The sequence below is a fragment of the Streptomyces sp. BBFR25 genome (assembly GCF_044590125.1).
Lineage (GTDB): Bacteria > Actinomycetota > Actinomycetes > Streptomycetales > Streptomycetaceae > Streptomyces > Streptomyces canus_D.
In genome coordinates, this window is the sequence record NZ_CP172447.1 from 4,536,154 (window position 1) to 4,556,112 (window position 19,959).

The 19,959-nt window shown below is 72.9% G+C and carries 19 protein-coding genes; 14 read left to right on the plus strand and 5 right to left on the minus strand.

Annotated elements, in window-relative coordinates:
* The first annotated feature begins 103 nt into the window (after positions 1-103).
* The 8 genes from ACGH52_RS20685 to ACGH52_RS20720 all read left to right on the plus strand — a co-directional run bounded on the left by ACGH52_RS20685 (position 104) and on the right by ACGH52_RS20720 (position 7,554).
* Positions 104-1,135, plus strand: coding sequence for a hypothetical protein (locus tag ACGH52_RS20685; RefSeq protein ID WP_121701038.1), 1,032 nt, complete (start codon positions 104-106; stop codon positions 1,133-1,135).
* A gap of 23 nt (positions 1,136-1,158) precedes the next feature.
* Positions 1,159-1,434, plus strand: coding sequence for a hypothetical protein (locus ACGH52_RS20690; protein ID WP_121701037.1), 276 nt, complete (start codon positions 1,159-1,161; stop codon positions 1,432-1,434).
* Positions 1,431-1,820, plus strand: a complete 390-nt coding sequence (locus tag ACGH52_RS20695) for a twitching motility protein PilT (RefSeq protein WP_121701036.1) — start codon at positions 1,431-1,433, stop codon at positions 1,818-1,820. Before ACGH52_RS20690 ends, ACGH52_RS20695 begins: the two co-directional genes overlap by 4 nt.
* 50 nt (positions 1,821-1,870) lie before the next feature.
* The gene (locus ACGH52_RS20700; RefSeq protein ID WP_210974299.1) at positions 1,871-2,449 is read left to right on the plus strand and encodes a Uma2 family endonuclease; all 579 of its coding nucleotides are present in this window, start codon (positions 1,871-1,873) and stop codon (positions 2,447-2,449) included.
* A gap of 433 nt (positions 2,450-2,882) precedes the next feature.
* Positions 2,883-4,160: an aspartate kinase gene (locus ACGH52_RS20705; RefSeq protein ID WP_031042983.1), complete on the plus strand. Its 1,278-nt coding sequence runs from the start codon at positions 2,883-2,885 to the stop codon at positions 4,158-4,160.
* Positions 4,160-5,248, plus strand: a complete 1,089-nt coding sequence (locus ACGH52_RS20710) for an aspartate-semialdehyde dehydrogenase (protein WP_059301736.1) — start codon at positions 4,160-4,162, stop codon at positions 5,246-5,248. Before ACGH52_RS20705 ends, ACGH52_RS20710 begins: the two co-directional genes overlap by 1 nt.
* Before the next feature lie 384 nt (positions 5,249-5,632).
* Positions 5,633-6,319, plus strand: a complete 687-nt coding sequence (locus tag ACGH52_RS20715) for a SigE family RNA polymerase sigma factor (protein ID WP_171987250.1) — start codon at positions 5,633-5,635, stop codon at positions 6,317-6,319.
* Complete coding sequence (locus ACGH52_RS20720; RefSeq protein WP_247699601.1) at positions 6,316-7,554, plus strand: hypothetical protein; 1,239 nt, start codon at positions 6,316-6,318, stop codon at positions 7,552-7,554. The genes ACGH52_RS20715 and ACGH52_RS20720 overlap by 4 nt, the downstream gene beginning before the upstream one ends.
* A 22-nt stretch (positions 7,555-7,576) precedes the next feature.
* Here ACGH52_RS20720 and ACGH52_RS20725 read toward each other — a convergent pair whose 3' ends face one another.
* Positions 7,577-8,449 (minus strand): SURF1 family protein, encoded by an 873-nt coding sequence (locus ACGH52_RS20725; protein ID WP_399941352.1) that lies wholly within the window; start codon positions 8,447-8,449, stop codon positions 7,577-7,579.
* A gap of 143 nt (positions 8,450-8,592) precedes the next feature.
* Here ACGH52_RS20725 and ACGH52_RS20730 point away from each other — a divergent pair, with 143 nt between their 5' ends.
* Positions 8,593-10,413 carry a prolyl oligopeptidase family serine peptidase gene (locus ACGH52_RS20730; protein ID WP_076975000.1) on the plus strand — a complete coding sequence of 607 codons (1,821 nt, stop codon included), beginning with the start codon at positions 8,593-8,595 and terminating at the stop codon, positions 10,411-10,413.
* 90 nt (positions 10,414-10,503) lie between these two features.
* Here ACGH52_RS20730 and ACGH52_RS20735 read toward each other — a convergent pair whose 3' ends face one another.
* Complete coding sequence (locus ACGH52_RS20735; RefSeq protein WP_076974999.1) at positions 10,504-12,375, minus strand: NAD(P)-binding protein; 1,872 nt, start codon at positions 12,373-12,375, stop codon at positions 10,504-10,506.
* Positions 12,376-12,608: 233 nt separating this feature from the next.
* Here ACGH52_RS20735 and ACGH52_RS20740 point away from each other — a divergent pair, with 233 nt between their 5' ends.
* Positions 12,609-13,118, plus strand: a complete 510-nt coding sequence (locus tag ACGH52_RS20740; RefSeq protein WP_210974298.1) for a hypothetical protein — start codon at positions 12,609-12,611, stop codon at positions 13,116-13,118.
* Between the two features lie 86 nt (positions 13,119-13,204).
* Positions 13,205-14,731, plus strand: coding sequence for a flotillin family protein (locus ACGH52_RS20745; protein WP_059301730.1), 1,527 nt, complete (start codon positions 13,205-13,207; stop codon positions 14,729-14,731).
* A 30-nt stretch (positions 14,732-14,761) separates the two neighbouring features.
* Here the strand turns inward: ACGH52_RS20745 and ACGH52_RS20750 are convergent, their stop codons facing one another.
* Together ACGH52_RS20750 and ACGH52_RS20755 are read right to left on the minus strand one after the other, a co-directional pair.
* A complete protein-coding gene (locus ACGH52_RS20750) occupies positions 14,762-15,844 on the minus strand; it encodes a helix-turn-helix domain-containing protein (RefSeq protein ID WP_059301729.1) in 1,083 nt (360 codons plus the stop codon).
* Positions 15,845-15,855: 11 nt separating this feature from the next.
* A complete protein-coding gene (locus ACGH52_RS20755; protein WP_399941357.1) occupies positions 15,856-16,143 on the minus strand; it encodes a zinc-ribbon domain-containing protein in 288 nt (95 codons plus the stop codon).
* Positions 16,144-16,414: 271 nt separating this feature from the next.
* Between ACGH52_RS20755 and ACGH52_RS20760 the strand changes: the two genes are divergently transcribed.
* A complete protein-coding gene (locus ACGH52_RS20760; RefSeq protein ID WP_076974995.1) occupies positions 16,415-16,705 on the plus strand; it encodes a DUF3040 domain-containing protein in 291 nt (96 codons plus the stop codon).
* Between the two features lie 75 nt (positions 16,706-16,780).
* The gene (locus ACGH52_RS20765; protein ID WP_399941361.1) at positions 16,781-18,295 is read left to right on the plus strand and encodes a potassium/proton antiporter; all 1,515 of its coding nucleotides are present in this window, start codon (positions 16,781-16,783) and stop codon (positions 18,293-18,295) included.
* A gap of 71 nt (positions 18,296-18,366) precedes the next feature.
* Here the strand turns inward: ACGH52_RS20765 and ACGH52_RS20770 are convergent, their stop codons facing one another.
* Positions 18,367-18,921, minus strand: coding sequence for a helix-turn-helix domain-containing protein (locus tag ACGH52_RS20770; protein WP_399941364.1), 555 nt, complete (start codon positions 18,919-18,921; stop codon positions 18,367-18,369).
* Between the two features lie 64 nt (positions 18,922-18,985).
* Between ACGH52_RS20770 and ACGH52_RS20775 the strand changes: the two genes are divergently transcribed.
* Complete coding sequence (locus ACGH52_RS20775; protein WP_399941367.1) at positions 18,986-19,945, plus strand: alpha/beta hydrolase; 960 nt, start codon at positions 18,986-18,988, stop codon at positions 19,943-19,945.
* Positions 19,946-19,959: the final 14 nt, after the last annotated feature.

Sequence of the window (19,959 nt, forward strand, 5' to 3'; positions counted from 1 at the left end):
TGCTGCGAACACCAACCGGAGCCTGACCGACGCATCGAATCGAGACCCTTCGATGGTGGCTTGCGCCAACCCTAGTCCCGCTCTGCCCTCCCCGTCCCACCCCATGGCCAATCCGGGCTACGGAAAACGCCCTGCGGGCGACGAAGACCCGCACGCGGACCCGGACTTCGCACATCTGTCCCCGCGTGACGCCGAGATCGCCGTCTTCATCGACCACCTCGACGACGGCCACGCGATGGGCCACAAGGTGATCGCGGCGGAGCACCCGCGCTACGGCCAGCAGGCGACGCGCTCGTCGCTGACCCGCATCACCGAAGCCGGCCACCTGCGCTGGATCAAGGAACACATCACCGTCGAGGACAACACCATGCGGTGGGTCACGCGGACGTACTGGTCGCGTACCCGCAGGTCGGCGGCGTGGTGGGCGGAGTTCGCGCGGGAGCGGCACGGCAAGGACGTGACCCGGGGCCACCGGCCCGGGCTGGCGCGCATCGAAGAGGCGCTCGCCACCGCCGTACCCGAGGTCGCCGAACCCGAGCGCGATCCGGAACCCGACGCCGAGCCGGACAGCGCCGCGTACCGCGCGCTCAGCACCCTGCGCACCGCCGAGCCGCGGATGGCGCTCACCGAAGGGGACTGCCGCTCGCTCGAACCGCTGGCCGAGGAGTGGCTGACGCGCGGCGCGGCACCGAAGGACATCACCCGAGCCCTGACCGAAGGGCTCCCACCCACTGTCAGCAACCCGGGCGGACTCGCCCGCCGACGACTGGAGTCGAAGATGCCTCCGCAGCAGCGCGGACTGCGCGCCAAGGTGACCCGCGTAATCATGGCGTGTGCCACCTGTGACCAGGACGAACGCACCGTGAAGATCGACCGGGGCATCTGCGAGGACTGCCGCAGGGAGAACGAGGCGAACCCGATGTCCGACGAGGACATCATCAAGGGCTTCGAGGAGATCGCCCACCTGGGCACGTCCTCGGCGTACTTCCTCAGGAAGAAGCTGGAGCGCGCCACGGGCGGTCCCGTGCCCGACACGTTCCGCCCGGTGCCCATCGAGGACCGGGTCGGCTACCACTACCGCGACAACCGCGACCGCATCGCGAACGGACTGCCGCCTCGGCGCTGGAAGCCGTAGAGCATCCGGATTACATTCGTAATATGGCAGAGAAGGTGAAGTTCAGCGTGAGCATCGACGCCGAGCTCGGAACGGCACTGAGGCAGTTCGCCGCCGCCGAGGACGAGCAGATCTCGGCCGTGATCAGCCGGGCCCTGGAACAGTACCTGGACGACCGCCGCGTCATCCGCGCCGGGCTGCGGGCGATGGCGGACTACGAGGCGGCGTACGGCCCCTTCTCCGAGCAGGAGATGGCCGAGGCCGATGCCCGGGTGGCCGCCCTCTTGGAACCACCCGGCGAGGAGCGGCGCACCGCATGAGACACGTGGTCTACGACAGTGGTGCCCTGATCGCCGCCACGAAGAACGACCGGCGCTTTCTCGGCCGCCACAAGGCGCTGCTGTTGCGCGGGGTCATCCCGTTGGTTCCGGCCGGAGTGCTGGCGCAGTGCTGGGACGGACGTGCCTCGGCGGCCATGCTGCACTGGACGCTGGGCGGCTGCCGGGTGACTCCGTTGACGGAGGCCGGAGCGAAGGCCGCGGCGGCGCTCTGCCACGAGAACAAGACCTCCGACGTCATCGACGCCACCGTCGTCCTCGCTTCCATCGCCTACGACGACGCCCCCATCCTCACCGATGACCTGGGCGACATTCGAGCGTTGGCCGCCTGCGCGGGCCGGGAACGCGTTCACGTGGAGCGCCCGTGAGCGGGCGGGAGGCGCCGCCCGGGGCACCATGGTGTCGAGGAGGCGACGCCATGACCCCCAGGACCGGGCCCCGGCCCGATATGTCCGTCGAGGAGTTCGAGGAACTCGACCGCCGTGCACCAGAGCTGGTGCGGCTGGAGTTCATCAGGGGACGGGTCGCGGTCAAGCCCATGCCGGACGGCAACAACAGTGAGATCGTCGCTTGGCTGCAAAGGCTCTGTATGCAGCACCGCCCCGATCTCCGGCTGCACGCGGAGCGAGGTCTCAAGACGGAGGCGTACCGCAAGGGGCGAGTACGAGCGGACGGGGTGCTGGTTCCCCCGGGTGCCTTCAAGGGACACGGTGAGTGGTCGGCGCCCGACGACGCACTGATGGCCGTGGAAGTCACCTCGTGGGACGCGGATGCCGCGCGGCGGGACCGTGTGGACAAGCCCGACGGGTATGCGGCTGCCGGGATCCCGGTCTACCTGCTCATCGACCGGGAAAGCTGCTCCGTCGTCGTGTTCGATCAACCGGAGAACGGCAGCTACCAGCACGAGGAGAGGTTGCCCTTCGGCGCGACCGTGCACCTCCCCGCCCCCGTCGACATCACCCTCGACACCGAGCCCCTCAAAGAGCTGGCGGACTGAGCACGGCCCGTGGCGGCGAGTCCCAGGCTCAGCCGGTCATGAAACCGACGTGACGTTCTTCTGGGTCGGAAGCAGAGTGGGGATCTCGCGGACGGCGAGGGGCGCGTGCCAGCCGCCCGCCGGTGCGGGTGCGGGTAGAAGGTGCCGTCGTCCATGCCCCGGCAGGGCCACAGCCTCCAGACTCACCACCCGCCCCAAGGGTTGCCCGTTCAACCAACCCGGCTTTCCACGCGGCCGGAAGCCACTTGTGAACGTGTGACACACCGCACTTTCCCGAGTGACCCGCGTCGCCCTGGGCATGAGCCAGCCTGAGCGAGTACCCGGGTCTCACCATGCGATACCGCAGGGGGGAAATCCGGACGCTCGGTAAAATGAGCCGACCGCAGTACATATACGTACGTGCGGAAAGAGACGGATTGAGCGAGGAGCGCACGTGGGCCTTGTCGTGCAGAAGTACGGAGGCTCCTCCGTAGCCGATGCCGAGGGCATCAAGCGCGTCGCCAAGCGGATCGTGGAAGCGAAGAAGAACGGCAACCAGGTGGTCGCCGTCGTTTCCGCGATGGGCGACACGACGGACGAGCTGATCGATCTCGCCGAGCAGGTATCCCCGATCCCTGCCGGGCGTGAACTCGACATGCTGCTGACCGCCGGAGAGCGTATCTCCATGGCGCTGCTGGCCATGGCGATCAAAAACCTGGGGCACGAGGCCCAGTCGTTCACCGGCAGCCAGGCCGGAGTCATCACCGACTCGGTCCACAACAAGGCCCGGATCATCGACGTCACGCCGGGGCGCATCCGCACCTCGGTCGACGAGGGCAACGTCGCCATCGTGGCCGGCTTCCAGGGCGTCAGCCAGGACAGCAAGGACATCACCACGCTGGGCCGCGGCGGGTCCGACACCACCGCCGTCGCCCTCGCCGCCGCGCTCGACGCGGACGTCTGCGAGATCTACACCGACGTCGACGGCGTGTTCACCGCCGACCCGCGCGTGGTGCCGAAGGCGAAGAAGATCGACTGGATCTCCTTCGAGGACATGCTGGAGCTCGCTGCCTCCGGCTCCAAGGTGCTGCTCCACCGTTGCGTGGAGTACGCCCGCCGGTACAACATCCCGATCCACGTGCGGTCCAGCTTCAGCGGACTGCAGGGCACGTGGGTCAGCAGCGAGCCGATCAAGCAAGGGGAAAAGCACGTGGAGCAGGCCCTCATCTCCGGAGTCGCGCACGACACCTCCGAGGCCAAGGTCACGGTCGTCGGGGTGCCCGACAAGCCGGGCGAGGCGGCCGCGATCTTCCGCGCCATCGCCGACGCCCAGGTCAACATCGACATGGTCGTGCAGAACGTGTCCGCCGCCTCCACCGGCCTGACGGACATCTCCTTCACGCTCCCCAAGAGCGAGGGCCGCAAGGCCATCGACGCCCTGGAGAAGAACCGCCCGGGCATCGGCTTCGACTCGCTGCGCTACGACGACCAGATCGGCAAGATCTCCCTGGTCGGCGCGGGGATGAAGAGCAACCCGGGCGTCACCGCCGACTTCTTCACCGCACTCTCCGACGCCGGGGTGAACATCGAGCTGATCTCGACCTCCGAGATCCGCATCTCGGTCGTCACCCGCAAGGACGACGTGAACGAGGCCGTGCGCGCCGTGCACACCGCCTTCGGGCTCGACTCCGACCGCGACGAGGCCGTCGTCTACGGGGGCACCGGACGCTGATGTCCGCCGCGCACGACACCGGCCCGGACCGCGGCCGCAGCGGCAGGCCCACGCTCGCCGTCGTGGGCGCGACCGGCGCCGTCGGCTCGGTCATGCTCCAGATCCTGTCCCAGCACGCGGACGTCTGGGGCGACATCCGCCTGATCGCCTCCCCGCGCTCGGCCGGCCGCAAGCTGGCCGTGCGCGGGGAGGAGGTCGAGGTGGTCGCGCTGAGCGAAGAGGCCTTCGACGGGGTCGACGTCGCCATGTTCGACGTGCCCGACGAGGTCTCCGCGCAGTGGGCGCCGATCGCCGCCGCCAAGGGCGTGGTGGTGGTCGACAACTCCGGCGCGTTCCGGATGGACCCGGACGTGCCGCTCGTCGTGCCCGAGGTCAATCCGCACACGGTGCGGTTGCGGCCGCGCGGGATCGTCGCCAACCCGAACTGCACGACGCTGTCCATGATCGTGGCGCTGGGCGCGCTGCACGCCGAGTTCGGGCTGCGCGAGCTGGTCGTCTCGTCCTACCAGGCGGTGAGCGGGGCGGGCCGGGACGGCGTGGACACGCTGCGCCGGCAGCTCTCGCTGGTGGCCGGGACGGAGCTGGGGACGCACCCCGGTGACGTGCGGCGGGCCGTCGGCGACGACACCGGGCCGTTCCCGGAGCCGGTCGCGCTGAACGTCGTACCGTGGGCCGGGTCGCTGCGGGAGGACGGCTGGTCGTCGGAGGAGATGAAGGTGCGGGACGAGTCCCGCAAGATCCTCGGACTGCCGCGGCTGCCGGTCGCCGTGACCTGCGTACGCGTCCCCGTGGTGACCACGCATTCCCTGACCGTGCACGCCCGCTTCGAGAGCGACGTCACCGTCGAGGGGGCCCGGGAGATCCTGGCCACCGCGCCGGGCGTGGTCCTCTTCGACAACCCGGCCGCGGGGGAGTTCCCCACCCCCGCCGACGCGGTCGGCACCGACCCGACCTGGGTCGGCCGGGTGCGCCGGGCCCTGGACGATCCGACCGCGCTCGAACTCTTCGTGTGCGGGGACAACCTGCGCAAGGGCGCCGCTCTGAACACCGCGCAGATCGCCGAACTGGTGGCGGCCGAGTTCGCCTGAACCGGGATCAGCCGGTCGAAAGCCCCGGACGCTGTGGGTTTCGTTTGTAGAATCCATGAACGAGATGTGATCCGGAAGTTGGTCCGGACTACTTGTACCGGGCACCCGTGCCGTCAGAGGATTTCCTCCCCGCCCTCCGCAACCGCGCGAGCGGCGGGGAGCGTCTTTGCGGTCACCCATTCGGGGCGCGGGGCGTGGTTCGGCGCGGGGGCGCCGAGGACGGGCGTGGGGACGCCCGTTCACACGGGACACAGGGGAAGAGCGGACGATGAGGGCCTATGACGCACCGTCAGCCGGGTGGCCGCCCAGACGGCTGTCCGACGGACACGGGAACGTGACGCCCGGCACGTACAACCCTCACGGGGTCGGACGTGTCCAACTGGCGTGGCAGAGGTTCTCGAATTCACCGCAGGGGCACGGGGCGCGGCACTGCGCCCGCCCGTCCCGCCCGCCCGGTCCGTCCGTCCCCGTGTGGCCGGTCCGGCCGGTGGCATGCCGGTGATCGCGCCCATGCCCGCAGCGCGGCCGGCCCGCATATCGAACCAGCGCGACGGCGCGGAAGAGGACGTGGCGGCGGCGGGTACCACCGTCGACCACCTCACCGAGACCTACCGGGCGCACTACCGCTCGCTGCTCGGCCTCGCCGCCCTCCTCCTCGACGACACCGCCTCCTGCGAGGACGTGGTCCAGGAGGCCTTCATCCGGGTGCACTCGGCCCGCAAACGCGTCCGCGACCCGGAGAAGACCCTGGCGTACCTGCGTCAGACGGTCGTCAACCTCTCGCGCTCGGCGCTGCGCCGCCGCATCCTCGGCCTCAAGCTCCTCTCCAAGCCCATGCCGGACATGGCGAGCGCGGAGGAGGGCGCCTACGACCAGCTGGAGCGCGACTCCCTGATCAAGGCGATGAAGGGGCTCCAGCGCCGGCAGCGCGAGGTCCTGGTCCTGCGCTACTTCGCCGACATGACGGAGGCCCAGGTCGCCGAGACGCTCGGCATATCCCTGGGCTCGGTCAAGGCGTACGGGTCGCGCGGGATCGCGGCGCTCAGGGTGGCCATGGAGGCCCCGGCATGAGCGACGGCAACGACGCGCGACCGGACCCCCACGAGGGCCACGACGCGCCACCGGACGCCCGTGAAGGGCACGACGCGCGACCGGACGCCCGTGAAGGACATGACGCGCCCGCCGCACCGGCCGGGCGAGAGCAGCAGAAGCACACGCACGCTGGGAACGGAACTGTGAACCACGGCCCCGCCGCGCAGGGCCCCGACGATCCGGGGGCCGACGGGCCCACCACCGACGAGGCGGTCCTGCGCGCGATGTTGCACCGGGCGGTCGGCGAGATGGAGCCGAGCGACGGCACCCTGGAGCACCTGCGGCGCGCGGTGCCCGCCCGGCGTGCCCGCAAGCGCCAGGCCGTCGTCGGCGTCGCGGCCGCCGCCCTCTTCCTCGGCACGGCGGTCCCGGCCCTCGTGCACGTCTCCAACTCCCCCGGCGCGGGTGCCGACCCGTCCGTCGCGGGCAACGCCTCACAGGCCCAGGGCGGCGCCTCCCAGGGCAAGGACCCGGCCGGCGGCCAGAGCGGCAACGCCGGTTCCGGGGACACCGCCGAGGGCAAGGACAAGGCCGACCCCAAGGAGACGCCCGGCGGCAAGGAGTCCGGCGCCGCGACGGGCTCGGCCCCCTCGGGCGTCCCCAGTGCCAGCAGCCCCGCCGACATCCCCGCGTGCGCGCCCGGGTCGCTCGGCCCGGCCGTCGCGAGCAGCGCGGCCCCCGACTCCACGGGCGTGGTCTACGGCTCCTTCCGGGTCACCAACGTCTCCTCGGGCGGCTGTACCGTCACGGACCCCGGCACCGTGGTCACCGCCTCGCTGGGCACCGCGGACGCCGCCCGGGTGGGCACCGCGCGGCACGCCGCCGGGGACGCCGCCGCCGGACTGCCCGACCCGTCGCTGGAGGCCGCCTCGCTGACCCTGGCGCCGGGCGCCGCGTACGAGGTGCAGTTCGCCTGGGTGCCCTCCGAGACCTGTCCCACCACCGGCGGCACCACGGGGGGCGGCACCGGCGGGCCCTCGGCCGAGCCCTCGCCCACCGGGGACACGACCGCCGCGGGCGGAACCTCCGAGGGCGGCGGCGAGGCCGGGCCCACGGCCCAGCTGATCACCGAGGACGGTCCGGCCCAGGGGAGCGTGTCGGTGACCTACACCCCGCAGGGCGGTTCCGGCTCGGCCACGGCCACGGTGTCCGACGCGTGCGTGGGGACCGTCTACTGGACGGGGCTGCTGGCGGACTCGGGCTCGGGGGCGTAGCCCCGGGCGGGCGGTCCCGCGGTCAGGAGACGAGCCCCGCCCTGTCGCCGTCGGCCTTCTTTCCGTCGGACTGGTCCCCGGCCTCTGCGGTCGCCGCGCTCTCGGCGCTCTCCCCGCCCGCCTCGGTCGCGTCGTCCTGCGCGACCAGGCCCAGCTCGGCGTCGCGGGCCAGTTCGACCTCGCGGCGCAGCAGGCGGAACCACATGAAGATCACGAAGCCGACGAAGGCGAACCACTCGGCGGTGTAGCCGAGGTTCTGGAAGGCCTTCAGGTCGAGCCCGGTGTTCTGCGGCGCGCTCACGGGCACGGCCCGCATCCCGCTGTCGCCCTCGTTCAGCGTGACCCAGGCGTCGTACACGTCGTACGGCACCAGGTTCAGCAGTGTCGCCGCGCTGATCGCGCCGGTCTGCCCGGCGGGCCAGCCGGAGCGGCCGCTGACGCCGTTGCTGCCCGGGGACTCGGCGGCCTGGAGCGCGCCGGTCACGGTGACCTCGCCGGTGGGCGGGGCCGGGGCCTTCGCCGGGTCGGGTTCGCCGGGCAGCCAGCCGCGCACGACCGGCAGCGCCTCGCCGCCGTCGGTGCGCAGCAGGGTGAGGACGTAGAAGCCCTCGCGGTCGTCCAGCTTCCGCTCCGGGACCAGCAGCTGATCGTCGTACCGGCCGGTGACGGTGGTCTGCTCGCCGACCGTCGCCTTGTCCACGGGCAGCAGCTCGGTCAGCGGGCGCGCCGCGTCCTCGCGGGCCGACTCCTGCTGTGTGGTGGCGGTCTCGTGGTCCTGCACCCGGTCCTCGAACCGGCCGAGCTGCCAGGAACCCATGAAGATGCAGAAGGGGATGGCCAGGACGACGAAGACGTTGATCCCCCACCATCGGGGCGTCAGCAGAAACCGGTACACGCCCTCCACGGTACGGTGCGGGCCCGACGACCCCGCAGCGGGGCTGTGGAAAACATGGTCGCGCGGGGGTGGCCGGGCGGAGGTTGTCCACAGGCTGGGGATCTCTTCTGCGCGTGGCCGTCCGGTCGGGGCAGTATGGGGCCATGACTGAGAGCAACGGGTTGCGGCAGACGCAGGGCGAGCAGGCGCCCGACTGGGAGAAGCGGTTCCGGGCGCCGAGGGTGTCGCTGCCCGACTGGGCCGAGGACGCCCCGGACCGCTCCCTGTTCGTGTCGAACGCGACGGGGACCTACGAGCTGTACGCCTGGGACCGGTCGAGCGGCGAGCAGCGCCAGGTCACCGACCGGCCCAACGGCACGACGGACGGGGTGCTCGCGCCGGACGGCGAGTGGATCTGGTGGTTCGACGACAAGGACGGCGACGAGTTCGGCGTCTGGCGCCGCCAGCCCTTCGCGGGCGGCGCGGACGAGGAGGCCGTGCCGGGCCTCGACCCCTCCTACCCGGCGGGCCTCGCCCTCGGCCGGGACGGCCGCACGGCGGTGATCGGCCGCTCGACGGACGAGGACGGTACGACCATCCACCTCGCGCGCGGGGACGGCGGCGCCCCGGCGGAGATCTACCGGCACCGCGAGTCCGCGGGCGTCGGCGACCTCTCCCACGACGGCTCCCTGATCGCGATCGAGCACACCGAGCACGGCGACGCCATGCACTCGGCGCTGCGCGTCCTGCGCCCCGACGGCAGCACGGTCGCGGAGCTGGACGACACCGAGGGCGGCGAGCGGGAGCTGGGCCTGGAGGTCCTGGGCTTCGCGCCGGTCGACGGAGACACCCGGCTGCTCATCGGCCACCAGCGCCGGGGCCGCTGGGAGCCCCTGGTGTGGGACGTGGCGACGGGGGAGCAGACCGACCTCGCGCTGGAGCTGCCGGGCGACGTGAGCGCGGAGTGGTATCCGGACGGTTCCGCCCTGCTGATCGTGCACGGCTTCGAGGCGCGCAGCGAGCTGTTCCGCTACGACTTCGCCGAGCGCGGCCTGACGGAGATCGACACCCCCGCGGGCACCGTCTCCGGGGCCACGGCACGCCCGGACGGCAGCGTGGAGTACCTGTGGTCCTCGGCCGCCGAGCCGTCGGCCGTCCGCTCCACCACCGGCCGCGTCGTCCTGGACCCGCCCGGCCTGAAGTCGCCGGGCTCGGTCCCGGTGGAGGACGTGTGGGTGGAGGGGCCGGGAGGCCGCATCCACGCCCTGGTCCAGAAGCCGGCCGGGGCGGCCGGTCCGCTCCCGACGGTCTTCGACATCCACGGCGGCCCGACCTGGCACGACAGCGACTCCTTCGCCGCGGGCCCGGCCGCCTGGGTCGACCACGGGTACGCGGTGGTCCGCGTCAACTACCGGGGCTCCACCGGGTACGGCCGCGCCTGGACCGACGCCCTCAAGCACCGGGTGGGCCTCATCGAGCTGGAGGACATCGCGGCGGTGCGGGAGTGGGCGGTCACCTCGGGCCTCGCGGACCCCGAGCGCCTGATCCTCACCGGCGGCTCCTGGGGCGGGTATCTCACGCTCCTCGGCATCGGCACCCAGCCCGAGGCGTGGACGCTGGGCATCGCGGCCGTGCCGGTCGCCGACTACGTCACCGCGTACCACGACGAGATGGAGGGCCTGAAGGCCCTGGACCGCACCCTGCTGGGCGGCACCCCGGAGGAGGTTCCCGAGCGCTTCGAGGCGTCCTCCCCGCTGACCTACGTCGACCAGGTCAAGGCCCCGGTGTACATCTCGGCGGGCGTCAACGACCCGCGCTGCCCGATCCGCCAGGTCGAGAACTACGTCGAGCGCCTGGAGGCCAGGGGCGCCGTCCACGAGGTCTACCGCTACGACGCGGGCCACGGCTCCCTGGTCGTCGACGAACGCATCAAGCAGGTACGCCTGGAACTGGACTTCGCGGAGAGGCACTTGCCGAAGAGCTAGCTTCTCGACCGACCGAGTCGGGTGGTGGGTGGGCATAGGCCGGGGGTCCAGGGGGCGGCGCCCCCTGGCGGGGTCGTAGGGGCGGCGCCCCTACACGTCCACCCCCCGCCGGGCCCGCCGCCCCAGCAATTCGGCGAGCCCCCGCCGGGTCGCCGCCAGCACCACCCGGTCCGAGCCCCGCAGGACATACGTGTCGGGCAGCTCCCACACCAACCGCGACTCCCGCGCCCCCTCCGGGGCAACGCCCTCCACCCGCTCACCGTCGGAGACCTCGAGCGCCAGCACCCGCCACGCCCCCGCCCGGAACGCCTCCCCGACCGTCCGACCCTCCAGCTGCGGATGCCCCGCCACCTCCACCGCCGCGAACAGCAGCACCCGCCGCTCCACGGGGATCGCCCCCAGGATCTGGCGGCCCATCATCGCCCCGGCGAAGGACGGCGCCGCCAGATGCGTCACGCTCCGGCTCCGGGTGAGCGCGCGGGGGTGCGCGGCACGCAGCGTGCGGTACACGGCGGTCGCGAAGTCGTCGTCGTACAGGCGCAGCACCACCCGCAGCCGGGAGCGTACGGAGCGGGCGTACAGCACCGCCTCCAGGTTGGTCGTGTCGACGCTGGTCAGCGCGAGCAGCGAGTGCGCGCGGTGGATCTTGGCGGCCTCCAGTACGCCCTCCTGGGTGACGTCCCCGAGCACCACCGGCACCCGCAGCCGCCGCGCGGTCGCCATGCCGCGCGCCTCGGGATCGGCCTCGACGCAGACCACGGGGATGTCCATCTCCCGCAGCCGGGTCAGGACCCGCGTGCCGATCTTGCCGAGACCCAGCAGGACGACGTGCCCGCCGAGCCCACGCGGCGGCTTCCGCAGTGCTGTCGCGCTGCGGAAGGTCCCGAGGGCTTCGAGTACGGCCGCCAGCAGGACGGGCAGCAGCAGTAGTCCGACGAAGCCGGAGAGCAGCTGGAGGATCTGACGGCCGGTGTCTTTGTTGTGCGCGGGCTCGTTGATGGAGAACAGGTCGAGCAGCGTCACGTAGGTGGCGTGCAGCGGATGGTCGCCGGTGACCACCATCAGCGCCACGGCGAGGGCCACCACGCACGCCGCGAGACCGGCCAGCGACCACCGCAGCCGCCGCGAGAACAGCTCCTTGAAGGCGGGCACCCCGGCCCGCCCGGCGGGCAGCGCGGGCCCGGAGTACGACACCTGCTCCAGGACCACGGTCCCGCGTCCGGTGGCGGCCCGCACCGCCGCCTCGTCGGGCAGCAACTGCGGCCCCTGGTCACCGCTGCCCTCCGAACCGTCCGCACCGGCCGGGTCGTTGCTCGTCGCCGACAGCAGCGCGAGGGTGCACAGCCCCGGGTCGGCCACCTCGCCGGGCCGGGGCGGATTGCGCTCGACGGCGCGCAGCAGCAGGCCGTCCGTCTCGACGACCTTGCTGGTGCCGACGAGGGCGGTGGCCGCCAGCGCGGGCGCGGCGGTGTCGGCGTCGGACAGCACGGTCGTGGACCCGGTCGCGGAGCCGGGGCCGCCGCCGGTGGCCAGCGCGGCGCTCTGGTCGAGGAGTTCCTCGATGTGCTGGCCCAGACGCCGGTTGTACAGGCGCAGGACCAGCCGCAGACGGGGGTTGAGGCGGCGCGCGGTCAGGGCGGCGCGGATGTTCGTCTCGTCGTCGTCGTACACGAGCGCCAGCGCGGTGGCCCGCTCGACCCCGGCCTCCGCGAGCACGTCCTCGGTCGGCTCGGTGGCCTCCACTGCGCGGTCGGCGCCGCCCGGGTCGCCGTTGCCCGACCGGTTCACCGCCGCGTTGACCATGTCCAGCAGGGCCGCCGAGGCCGCACGGGCCCGTCCGACCACCGGCTGGCGCACCCGGCGCCCGGAGGGCGGGACGACGAGAGTGACCTGTTCGCGGTAGACGCCGCGCAGTTCGGCGGCCAGCCGGTGGGCCAGCCCGTCGTCGCCGCACACCACCATGGGCGCGTACCCGTCGCCCTGCGGAACCTGGTTCGGAACGCTCCCCGTATGAGTCCCCATCAAGAGAAGGACAGTACAGGCCGGGCCCGCGGTTCCAGGAGGGACGGAACGGACCGAGGGCGGCATCAAAGACGCGTAAAGATTGCCGGAACACGGCAATGACCCGCTGTCGTGCCGCGTGTGACGATTCATCGCACCGAAGCTCAGCGACGGGCGAGAGGGGGACGGCACGCATGGCCTGGTTTCTCGGATTGGGTATCACGGGGGTCGTGCTGCTCGCCCTGTCGCTGGTCTTCGACGGAGTGCTGGAAGGCGCGTTCGGGGGAGCGCCGGCCGGACTCCTGGAGGGGTGGCTGTCGCTGCCGGTCGTCGCCGGGTTCACGGCGATGACCGGCTTCGCCGGCGCCATCGCCCTCGGCACCGGCTGGACCGGTCCCGCGGGCGCCGCCGGGGTCGGCGCGGTCGCCGGAGCGGGGGCCGGCTGGCTGACGTACCGCTTCAGCCGTGCCCTGATGCGCGACCAGACGGCCGTCACGCCCCGTAGCGACGACCTGCTCGGCACGTCCGGCAGGGTCGTGACCGCCATCCCGGCGGACGGCTACGGCGAGGTGCTGCTCCGGCTCGGCGGCCAGCCGCTGAAGTGCGCGGCGCGCAGCGCGGTGCCGGTGGCGCGGGGCGCCGAGGTGTGGGTCGAGGCGGCGCCGACCGGGACGTCGGTCGTGGTCCGCCCGGTGGACCGCTGAACGGTCCCGCGGGCCCGTCCTTCCCCTCCCTCCCCTCCCTCCTGTTCTTGTTCGTCCGTACCTCTCTGTGAATCGGGGGCGTTGCCATGAGTCCTGTTGTCATCGCGGTGCTGGGGGTCGTCGTACTCCTGGTGCTGCTCGCGCTGGTGGTGGTCAGCCGGTACAAGGTGGCCGGCCCGAGCGAGGCGTTCATCGTCACGGGGCGGCGCGGCAAGAAGTCCACCGATCCGGAGACGGGCCGTGTCTTCACCGACAACAGCGGCCAGAAGGTCGTGGTGGGCGGCGGCGTCTTCGTCGTGCCGTTCGTGCAGCAGCGGTTCACCCTCGACCTGTCCTCGCGGCACATCCCGGTCGCCGTGCGCGGCGCGGTGACGCTGCGCGGGGTGAAGGCCCACCTGGAGGGTGTCGCGATCGTCAAGGTCGGGGGCACGGAGGACGCGATCCGCGCCGCCGCTCAGCGGTTCCTGATGCAGCAGGACGGCATCGTCGGCTTCACCCAGGAGGTGCTGTCCGGCGCGCTGCGCGCGATCGTCGGCCGGATGTCCGTGGAGGACGTCATCCGGGACCGGGCGGCGTTCGCCGGTCAGGTGGCCGAGGAGGCGGAGGCGAGCCTGTCCGGGCAGGGCCTGGTGCTCGACGCCTTCCAGATCCAGGACATCTCCACCGAGGGCTCCTACCTGGAGGACCTCGGCCGTCCCGAGGCGGCCCGCGCGAAGCAGGAGGCCGACATCGCCGAGGCCGTGGCGCGGCGGGCGGCCGAGCAGGCGCGGCTGAAGGCGGAGGAGGAGATCGCGGTCGCGCAGCGGACCCTCTACCTCAAGCAGGCCGAGATCAAGGCCGAGACCGACCAGGCCGCGGCCCGCGCCAACGCCTCGGGCCCCCTCGCGGAGGCGGCCCGGCAGCAGGACATCCTCGCCGAGCAGGAGAAGGTCGCCGAGCGGCAGGCCGCGCTGAAGGACCGCCAGCTGGACACCGAGGTGCGCAAGCCCGCCGACGCCAAGCGGTACGAGGCCGAGCAGGAGGCCGAGGGCCGCCGGGTGGCCCGGGTGAAGCAGGCCGAGGCCGAGCGCGCCGCCAGTATCGCCGCGGCCCAGGCCGAGGCCGAGCGGGCCCGGCTCACCGGTGAGGGCGAGAAGCAGCGGCGCAGCGCCCTGGCCGAGGCGGAGGCCATCGAGGGCCTCAAGCAGGGTGAGGCGGAGCGCTCCCGGCGTGCGGCGATCGCCGAGGCCGTACGCCTCGAGGGCGACGCGGAGGCCGCCGCGATCGGCGCCAAGGGCGCGGCCGAGGCCGAGGCGATGGAGAAGAAGGCCGACGCCTTCGACCGGTACGGCGACGCCGCCGTCCTGCAGATGCTGGTCGAGGTGCTGCCGCAGGTGGTGGCGAAGGCGTCCGAGCCGCTGTCGGCCGTGGACAAGATGACGGTCATCTCGACGGACGGCGCGAGCCGGCTCTCCCGTACGGTCGCCGACAACGTGGCGCAGGGCATGGAACTGCTCGGCTCGACCACGGGCGTCGACCTGGCGGCCCTGCTGAAGAACATCACGGCGAAGGGTGCTCCGGAGCCGGAGAGCGGACCCGACCAGCGCAACGGCAAGGTCGAGATCACCGGCTGACCCGAGGCGGACGCGTCCGCGGGGGCCCGATCAGATCTCCTGGTCGGGCCACCCCAGCAGCCGGGCTCCGATGACCGCGGTCTGCAGGGTGTAGCGGTGCACCGGGTTGGAGGCGTTCGCCCCGGTCAGCTGGTGGATGCGGTCCAGCCGGTAGGTGAGTGCCCGCACGCTGAGCGTCAGACGCCGGGCGGCCTCGGCCGCGGTGCAGCCCGCGTCGAAGTACACCTCCAGGGTCCGCAGCAGCGGTTCGGCACCGCCGCGGGCCTCGCGCAGCGGACCCAGCACACTCAGCACCAGGTCGGCCATCGCCTGCCGGTCACGGGCGAGGACCGGGTAGACCAGCATGTCGGCGGCGCGCACCACGGGTTCGTCGAGGCCCAGCCGGTCGGCGAGTTCGAGGGTGCTGAGCGCCTCCTCGTAGCTGTGCACCACGCCGCCCGCGCCGCTCTGCGGGCGCCCGACGGCGACCCTGCTGCCGTCCGTGGCGGCGTAGGCCTGCTTGGCGAAGAAGGTCAGGACGTCGTCCTGGTCGCCGGGCGCGATGCAGATCAACTGCCCGTTCTTGGTGGTGATCAGGACGCGCCGGTCGCCGAAGCGGGAGATGAGCGCGCTCTCCACGACCCGGGTGACCGGGGCGGTGTCGTCGTACGCCTCGGGCCCCTCGGCCACCGCGACGGCGTGGGCGCGGGAGAGGACGAGGCCGAAGCGCTCGGCCCGTTCGGCGAGGCGGCCGAGATCGCTGCGCCCGTAGAGCAGGTCGTCGATGAACTCCCGCCGCGCGGCCTCCTCCTGGCGTACGGCGAGCCGCTGCGCGCGTTCGTAGCCCTCCGCGAAGGCGTCCACGGCTTGGGCGACGGCCGCGAGCACGGTGTCGGCGACGTCCGGGCCCGAGGCCGCCGGACCGCCGCCGGGCCAGGACGTGCGCGTGGCGTCCAGGTGCAGCCGTACGAGACTGCGCAGACTGTGTCCCGCCTCGGCGGCCTGCTCGCCGAAGAGCCGCCGCTCCTCCAGCTCGTCGCGGGTCAGCCGGCGCCCCGTGTCGGCGACCGCCGCCAGGGTCTCCGCGTACCCGGTCAGGTACGCCTCCCGCTGCTCCGTCTGCAGGTCCGTCACCCCGCGCCTCCCTACGGCCGCTGGTACGGCTGCTGCTGACCCGACGGACCGTACGCCTGGTCGCCGCCCTCCTGCGCCTGGAGCTGCTCCGCCTGTTCCTTGGTCACCTGCTGCTCGGCGCCGCAGAACGTGCACTGCGTCGCGTACTTGGTGGAGAAGGGGAACAGCGGCACGAAGAACAGCGTGAACTTCGTGACGCGCTTCCTGAGCGTGTGCGCGGCGGGGTTGCCGCACCGGCCGCACACCAGCGTCAGTATCGCGAGTTGGTAGAGGTAGCCCTTGGTGCCGAAGATGATCACGAGCTGGGTCCTTCCCGGTCGGCCCCCTGCGAACGCGCAGGACACCCCGATCCTCTCTCAGATGCCGGACTCCTACAGGTCGCACCCCTCGGTATGTGGGTGCCGCCCCGGATGGCCCGGACGCGTCCGCGCGGGCGACCCTGGAGCCCACTCCCCTTACCCGGCCGCTCGGTCCCGGTGCGCTCGGGATGTCCCACCCGCAAGGAGAGCACATGGCCCGCCCCGCTGACCACGTCGCCCGCCCAGGGCCCCGCGTCGGGAGGAGGACCCCATGCCCGTGCCCGAGGACCGCAGGCTCACCGAGATCGAGTCCCGGCTGCACCGCGAGGACCCCCGGTTCGCCAGGGCCTTCGCCGACGGCCGCCCCCGCCGCCCGCGCGAGTACCGGTTCCACCGGGCCTGGCTGCTGCTCGCCGTCGCCCTGGGCGCGCTGGCCACCGGCATGTTCCTGGCCCACGGGCTGCTCATCGCCGCCGGGCTGGTCTTCGCCGGTGTCGCCGGTGAACTCTTCGACCCGCACCGCCGCGAGCGCGGCACCCGGTGCCCGCCGTCCGGATCCTGACCTCGCCGCGCGCCGCCGGGACGCGGGCCGGACCGCGACCCCGGCCGTGGCCGCGTACGGCCCGGAGCCCGCTCGATGACCCTGTCCGAGCTGTACGTGATGCTGCTGATCGGCGGCACCGTGCTGCTGGCCAGCATCGCCGCCGCACGCGCCGCCCACCGCATCGGCCTGCCCAGTCTGCTGCTGTTCCTGTGCGTCGGCCTCGTCGCCGGTGAGGACGGTCTCGGCCTGCGGTTCGACGACGCCCAGCTGGCCCAGGCACTGGGCGCCGCCGCCCTCGCGCTGATCCTGGTCGAGGGCGGCCTGACCACCCGGTGGAGCGATGTGCGGCGCCTGCTCGCCCCCGCCGGTGTGCTCGCCACGGTGGGCGTGGCGATCTCCGTCGTGGTGACCGCGGCGGGCGCGCACTGGCTGCTGGGGATCGACTGGCGGCTGGCCCTGCTGATCGGCGCGATCGTCTCCTCGACCGACGCCGCCGCCGTCTTCGCCGTCCTGCGCGCCCTGCCGCTGCCGCGGAAGGTGAGCGTGCTGGTGGAGGCCGAGTCCGGCTTCAACGACGCGCCCACCATCATCCTGGTGCTGCTCTTCTCCACCACCGGCGGCGTGCCGGGACCGCTCCCCGTCGTCGGCAACCTCCTCTTCCAGCTCGTGGTCGGCGGCGTCCTCGGCGTGGCGATCGGATGGCTGGGCGTCGCGGCGCTGCGGCACATCGCCCTGCCCGCGACCGGCCTTTACCCGCTGGCCACGGTCGGTTTCGGCGTCGTCGCCTTCGCCGCCGCCGGAGCGCTGGGCGCCAGCGGCATCATCGCCGCCTACCTCTCCGGGCTCGTCCTCGGCAACGCCAAGCTGCCCCACCGCGCGGCCACCCGCTCCTTCTCCGAGGGCGTCGGCTGGCTGGCCCAGATCGGCCTGTTCGTCATGCTCGGGCTGCTCGTCGACCCGACCGAACTGCCCTCCGCGATCGTCCCCGCCCTGGTCGTGGGCCTGGTGCTGCTGCTGGTCGCCCGCCCCGTCTCGGTCCTGCTGTGTCTGCTGCCGTTCCGGGTGCCCTGGCGCGAGCAGGTCTTCATCTCCTGGGCCGGGCTGCGCGGCGCGGTGCCCATCGTGCTCACGACCTTCCCGGTGGTGGCCGGGGTGACCGGAGCGCGCGACGCCCTGAACATCGTGTTCGTCCTCGTCGTCCTGTTCACCCTGCTCCAGGGGCCCACGCTGCCCGCGGTCGCCCGGTGGACGCGGGTGACCCGGCCGGACGCGCTGCGCGAGATCCAGGTCGAGACCGCGCCGCTCGACCTGCTGGACGCCGACCTGCTCACCGTGTCCGTCCCGCGGGGCTCGCGCCTGCACGGCGTCACCGTCTGCGAGCTGCGGCTGCCGCACCCGACGGTCGTCACCCTGGTCATCCGCGACGGCACCAGCCTCGTACCCGACCGCGACACCGTGCTGCGCGCCGGTGACGAGCTGCTGCTCATCACCACACCCCGGGTCCGGGAGGCGGCGGAACGCCGACTGCGCGCCGTCGGCCGCCGCGGCAGGCTGGCCCGCTGGCTGGGCGAGCACGGGGCTCCGGAGGCGGAGCACGCCGGGGTGTGAGGGGGTGGGCGCGTGAGGGTGTGACCGCGTGAGGGTGGGCGGCGCCGTCCCTCTCGCCCCTCAGGGCCCGGTCACTCCGTACCGCCGCCGTCCGACCCGCCCTCCTTGTCCGGCATCACGACGAGACTGATGAGGTGGCGGACGCGGCCGTCGTCCGGTCTGTGCTCGGAGCGCCGGGCGACCACGGCCTCCAGTTCCTCGACGAGTCCGGTGAACTCCTCGTCGGTCAGCCAGACCGCGCCCTGCCGGTAGAGGACGCCTTCGCGGACGGGCTCGGTGTCGTCGCGGGAGAGGTAGCGGTCGAAGTCGGCCATGAGGGCGCCGGTGAAGAGGGTGAAGGCCTGCCGGTGGTCGTCCTTGGTCATGGCGGCCCGGGCGTCCTCGTCGACGAGGGCCTCGTCCTGGCGCACCCGGTAGCTGCGCTCGACGGTGCCGCGGACGCGCTTCTCGTGGCTGACCTCCAGGACACCGGCCTCGGTGAGCGTGGCCATGTGCCGGTACATGGAGGCGGGCGAGACGTCGGGGAGCCTTTCGCGCAGCTGGGCGGTGGTCAGTTCACCGGCGCCGACCAGGGTCTGCAGGATGCGCATGCGGACGGGGTGGAGGAGGAGGTTCGAGGTAGCCATGGGACCCATGTTCTCACATCTGATAACGTTCTCGTAGTTGAGAGCGATCGAGAGAGGCGGAGCCTTGCCCGAAACCGACCTGACGGTCACCGCGGACGACGGAACCCTGCTGGCCGGCACCCTGAGCCTGCCCGCCGGCCCCGGACCGCACCCCGCCGTCCTCCTGCTGCACGGTTCGGGCCCGCTGGACCGCGAGGGCAACACGCGCACCCTGCCGCTGAACCTCGGGCGCCCGCTGGCCGACGCCCTCGCCGCGGCGGGCATCGCCACCCTGCGCTACGACCGGCGCGGCGCGGGAGCCACGCCCGGCGTCTGGGAGGAGACCGGCTTCACCGACAACCGCCGCGACGCGAGCGCGGCCCTGCGGACCCTCGCCGCCCACCCGGACATACACCCCGACGCCGTCGGCGTCGTCGGCCACAGCGAAGGCGCCCTGCACGCGATGACCCTCGCCGCCCGGCACGAGGTGGCGGCGGTGGTACTGCTGGCGGGGTTCGCCCGCGAGGGTGAGTCGGCCTTCCGCTGGCAGGCGGCGTCGGTCTTCGGCGGTCTGCCCGCCCCGGTCCGCCTGCTGCGCCGCCCGCTGGGCGCCCTGGCCGAGCGCGTCCTGGCCCGCGTCAAGCGCACCCGCACCGACGTGGCGCGCATCGCCGGTCTCCTCCCGGTCAACGCGCGCTGGATGCGCGAGATGCTCGTCCACGACACCCGTGACGACCTGGCCGCCGTCCCGGCCGCGGTCCCCGTCCTCGCCGTCACCGGCGACAAGGACATCCAGGTCCCGCCCGCCGACCTCGACGAGATCCGACGCCTGGTGCCCGGCGGCGACACCGAGATCCACCGCGTCCCCGACCTGACCCACCTGCTGCGCCGCGACGCCGGCCGCCCGACGATCCGCTCCTACCGGCGCCTCCTGCGCGAGCCGGTCGATCCCGAGCTGATCACCCTCGTCGCCGAGTGGCTCCGGGCCCGCCTGCGGGAGCCCTTGCGCGCCCCCTCGGACGAACGGCGAGCCGCCCGCCCCTGACCGGCCACATACGC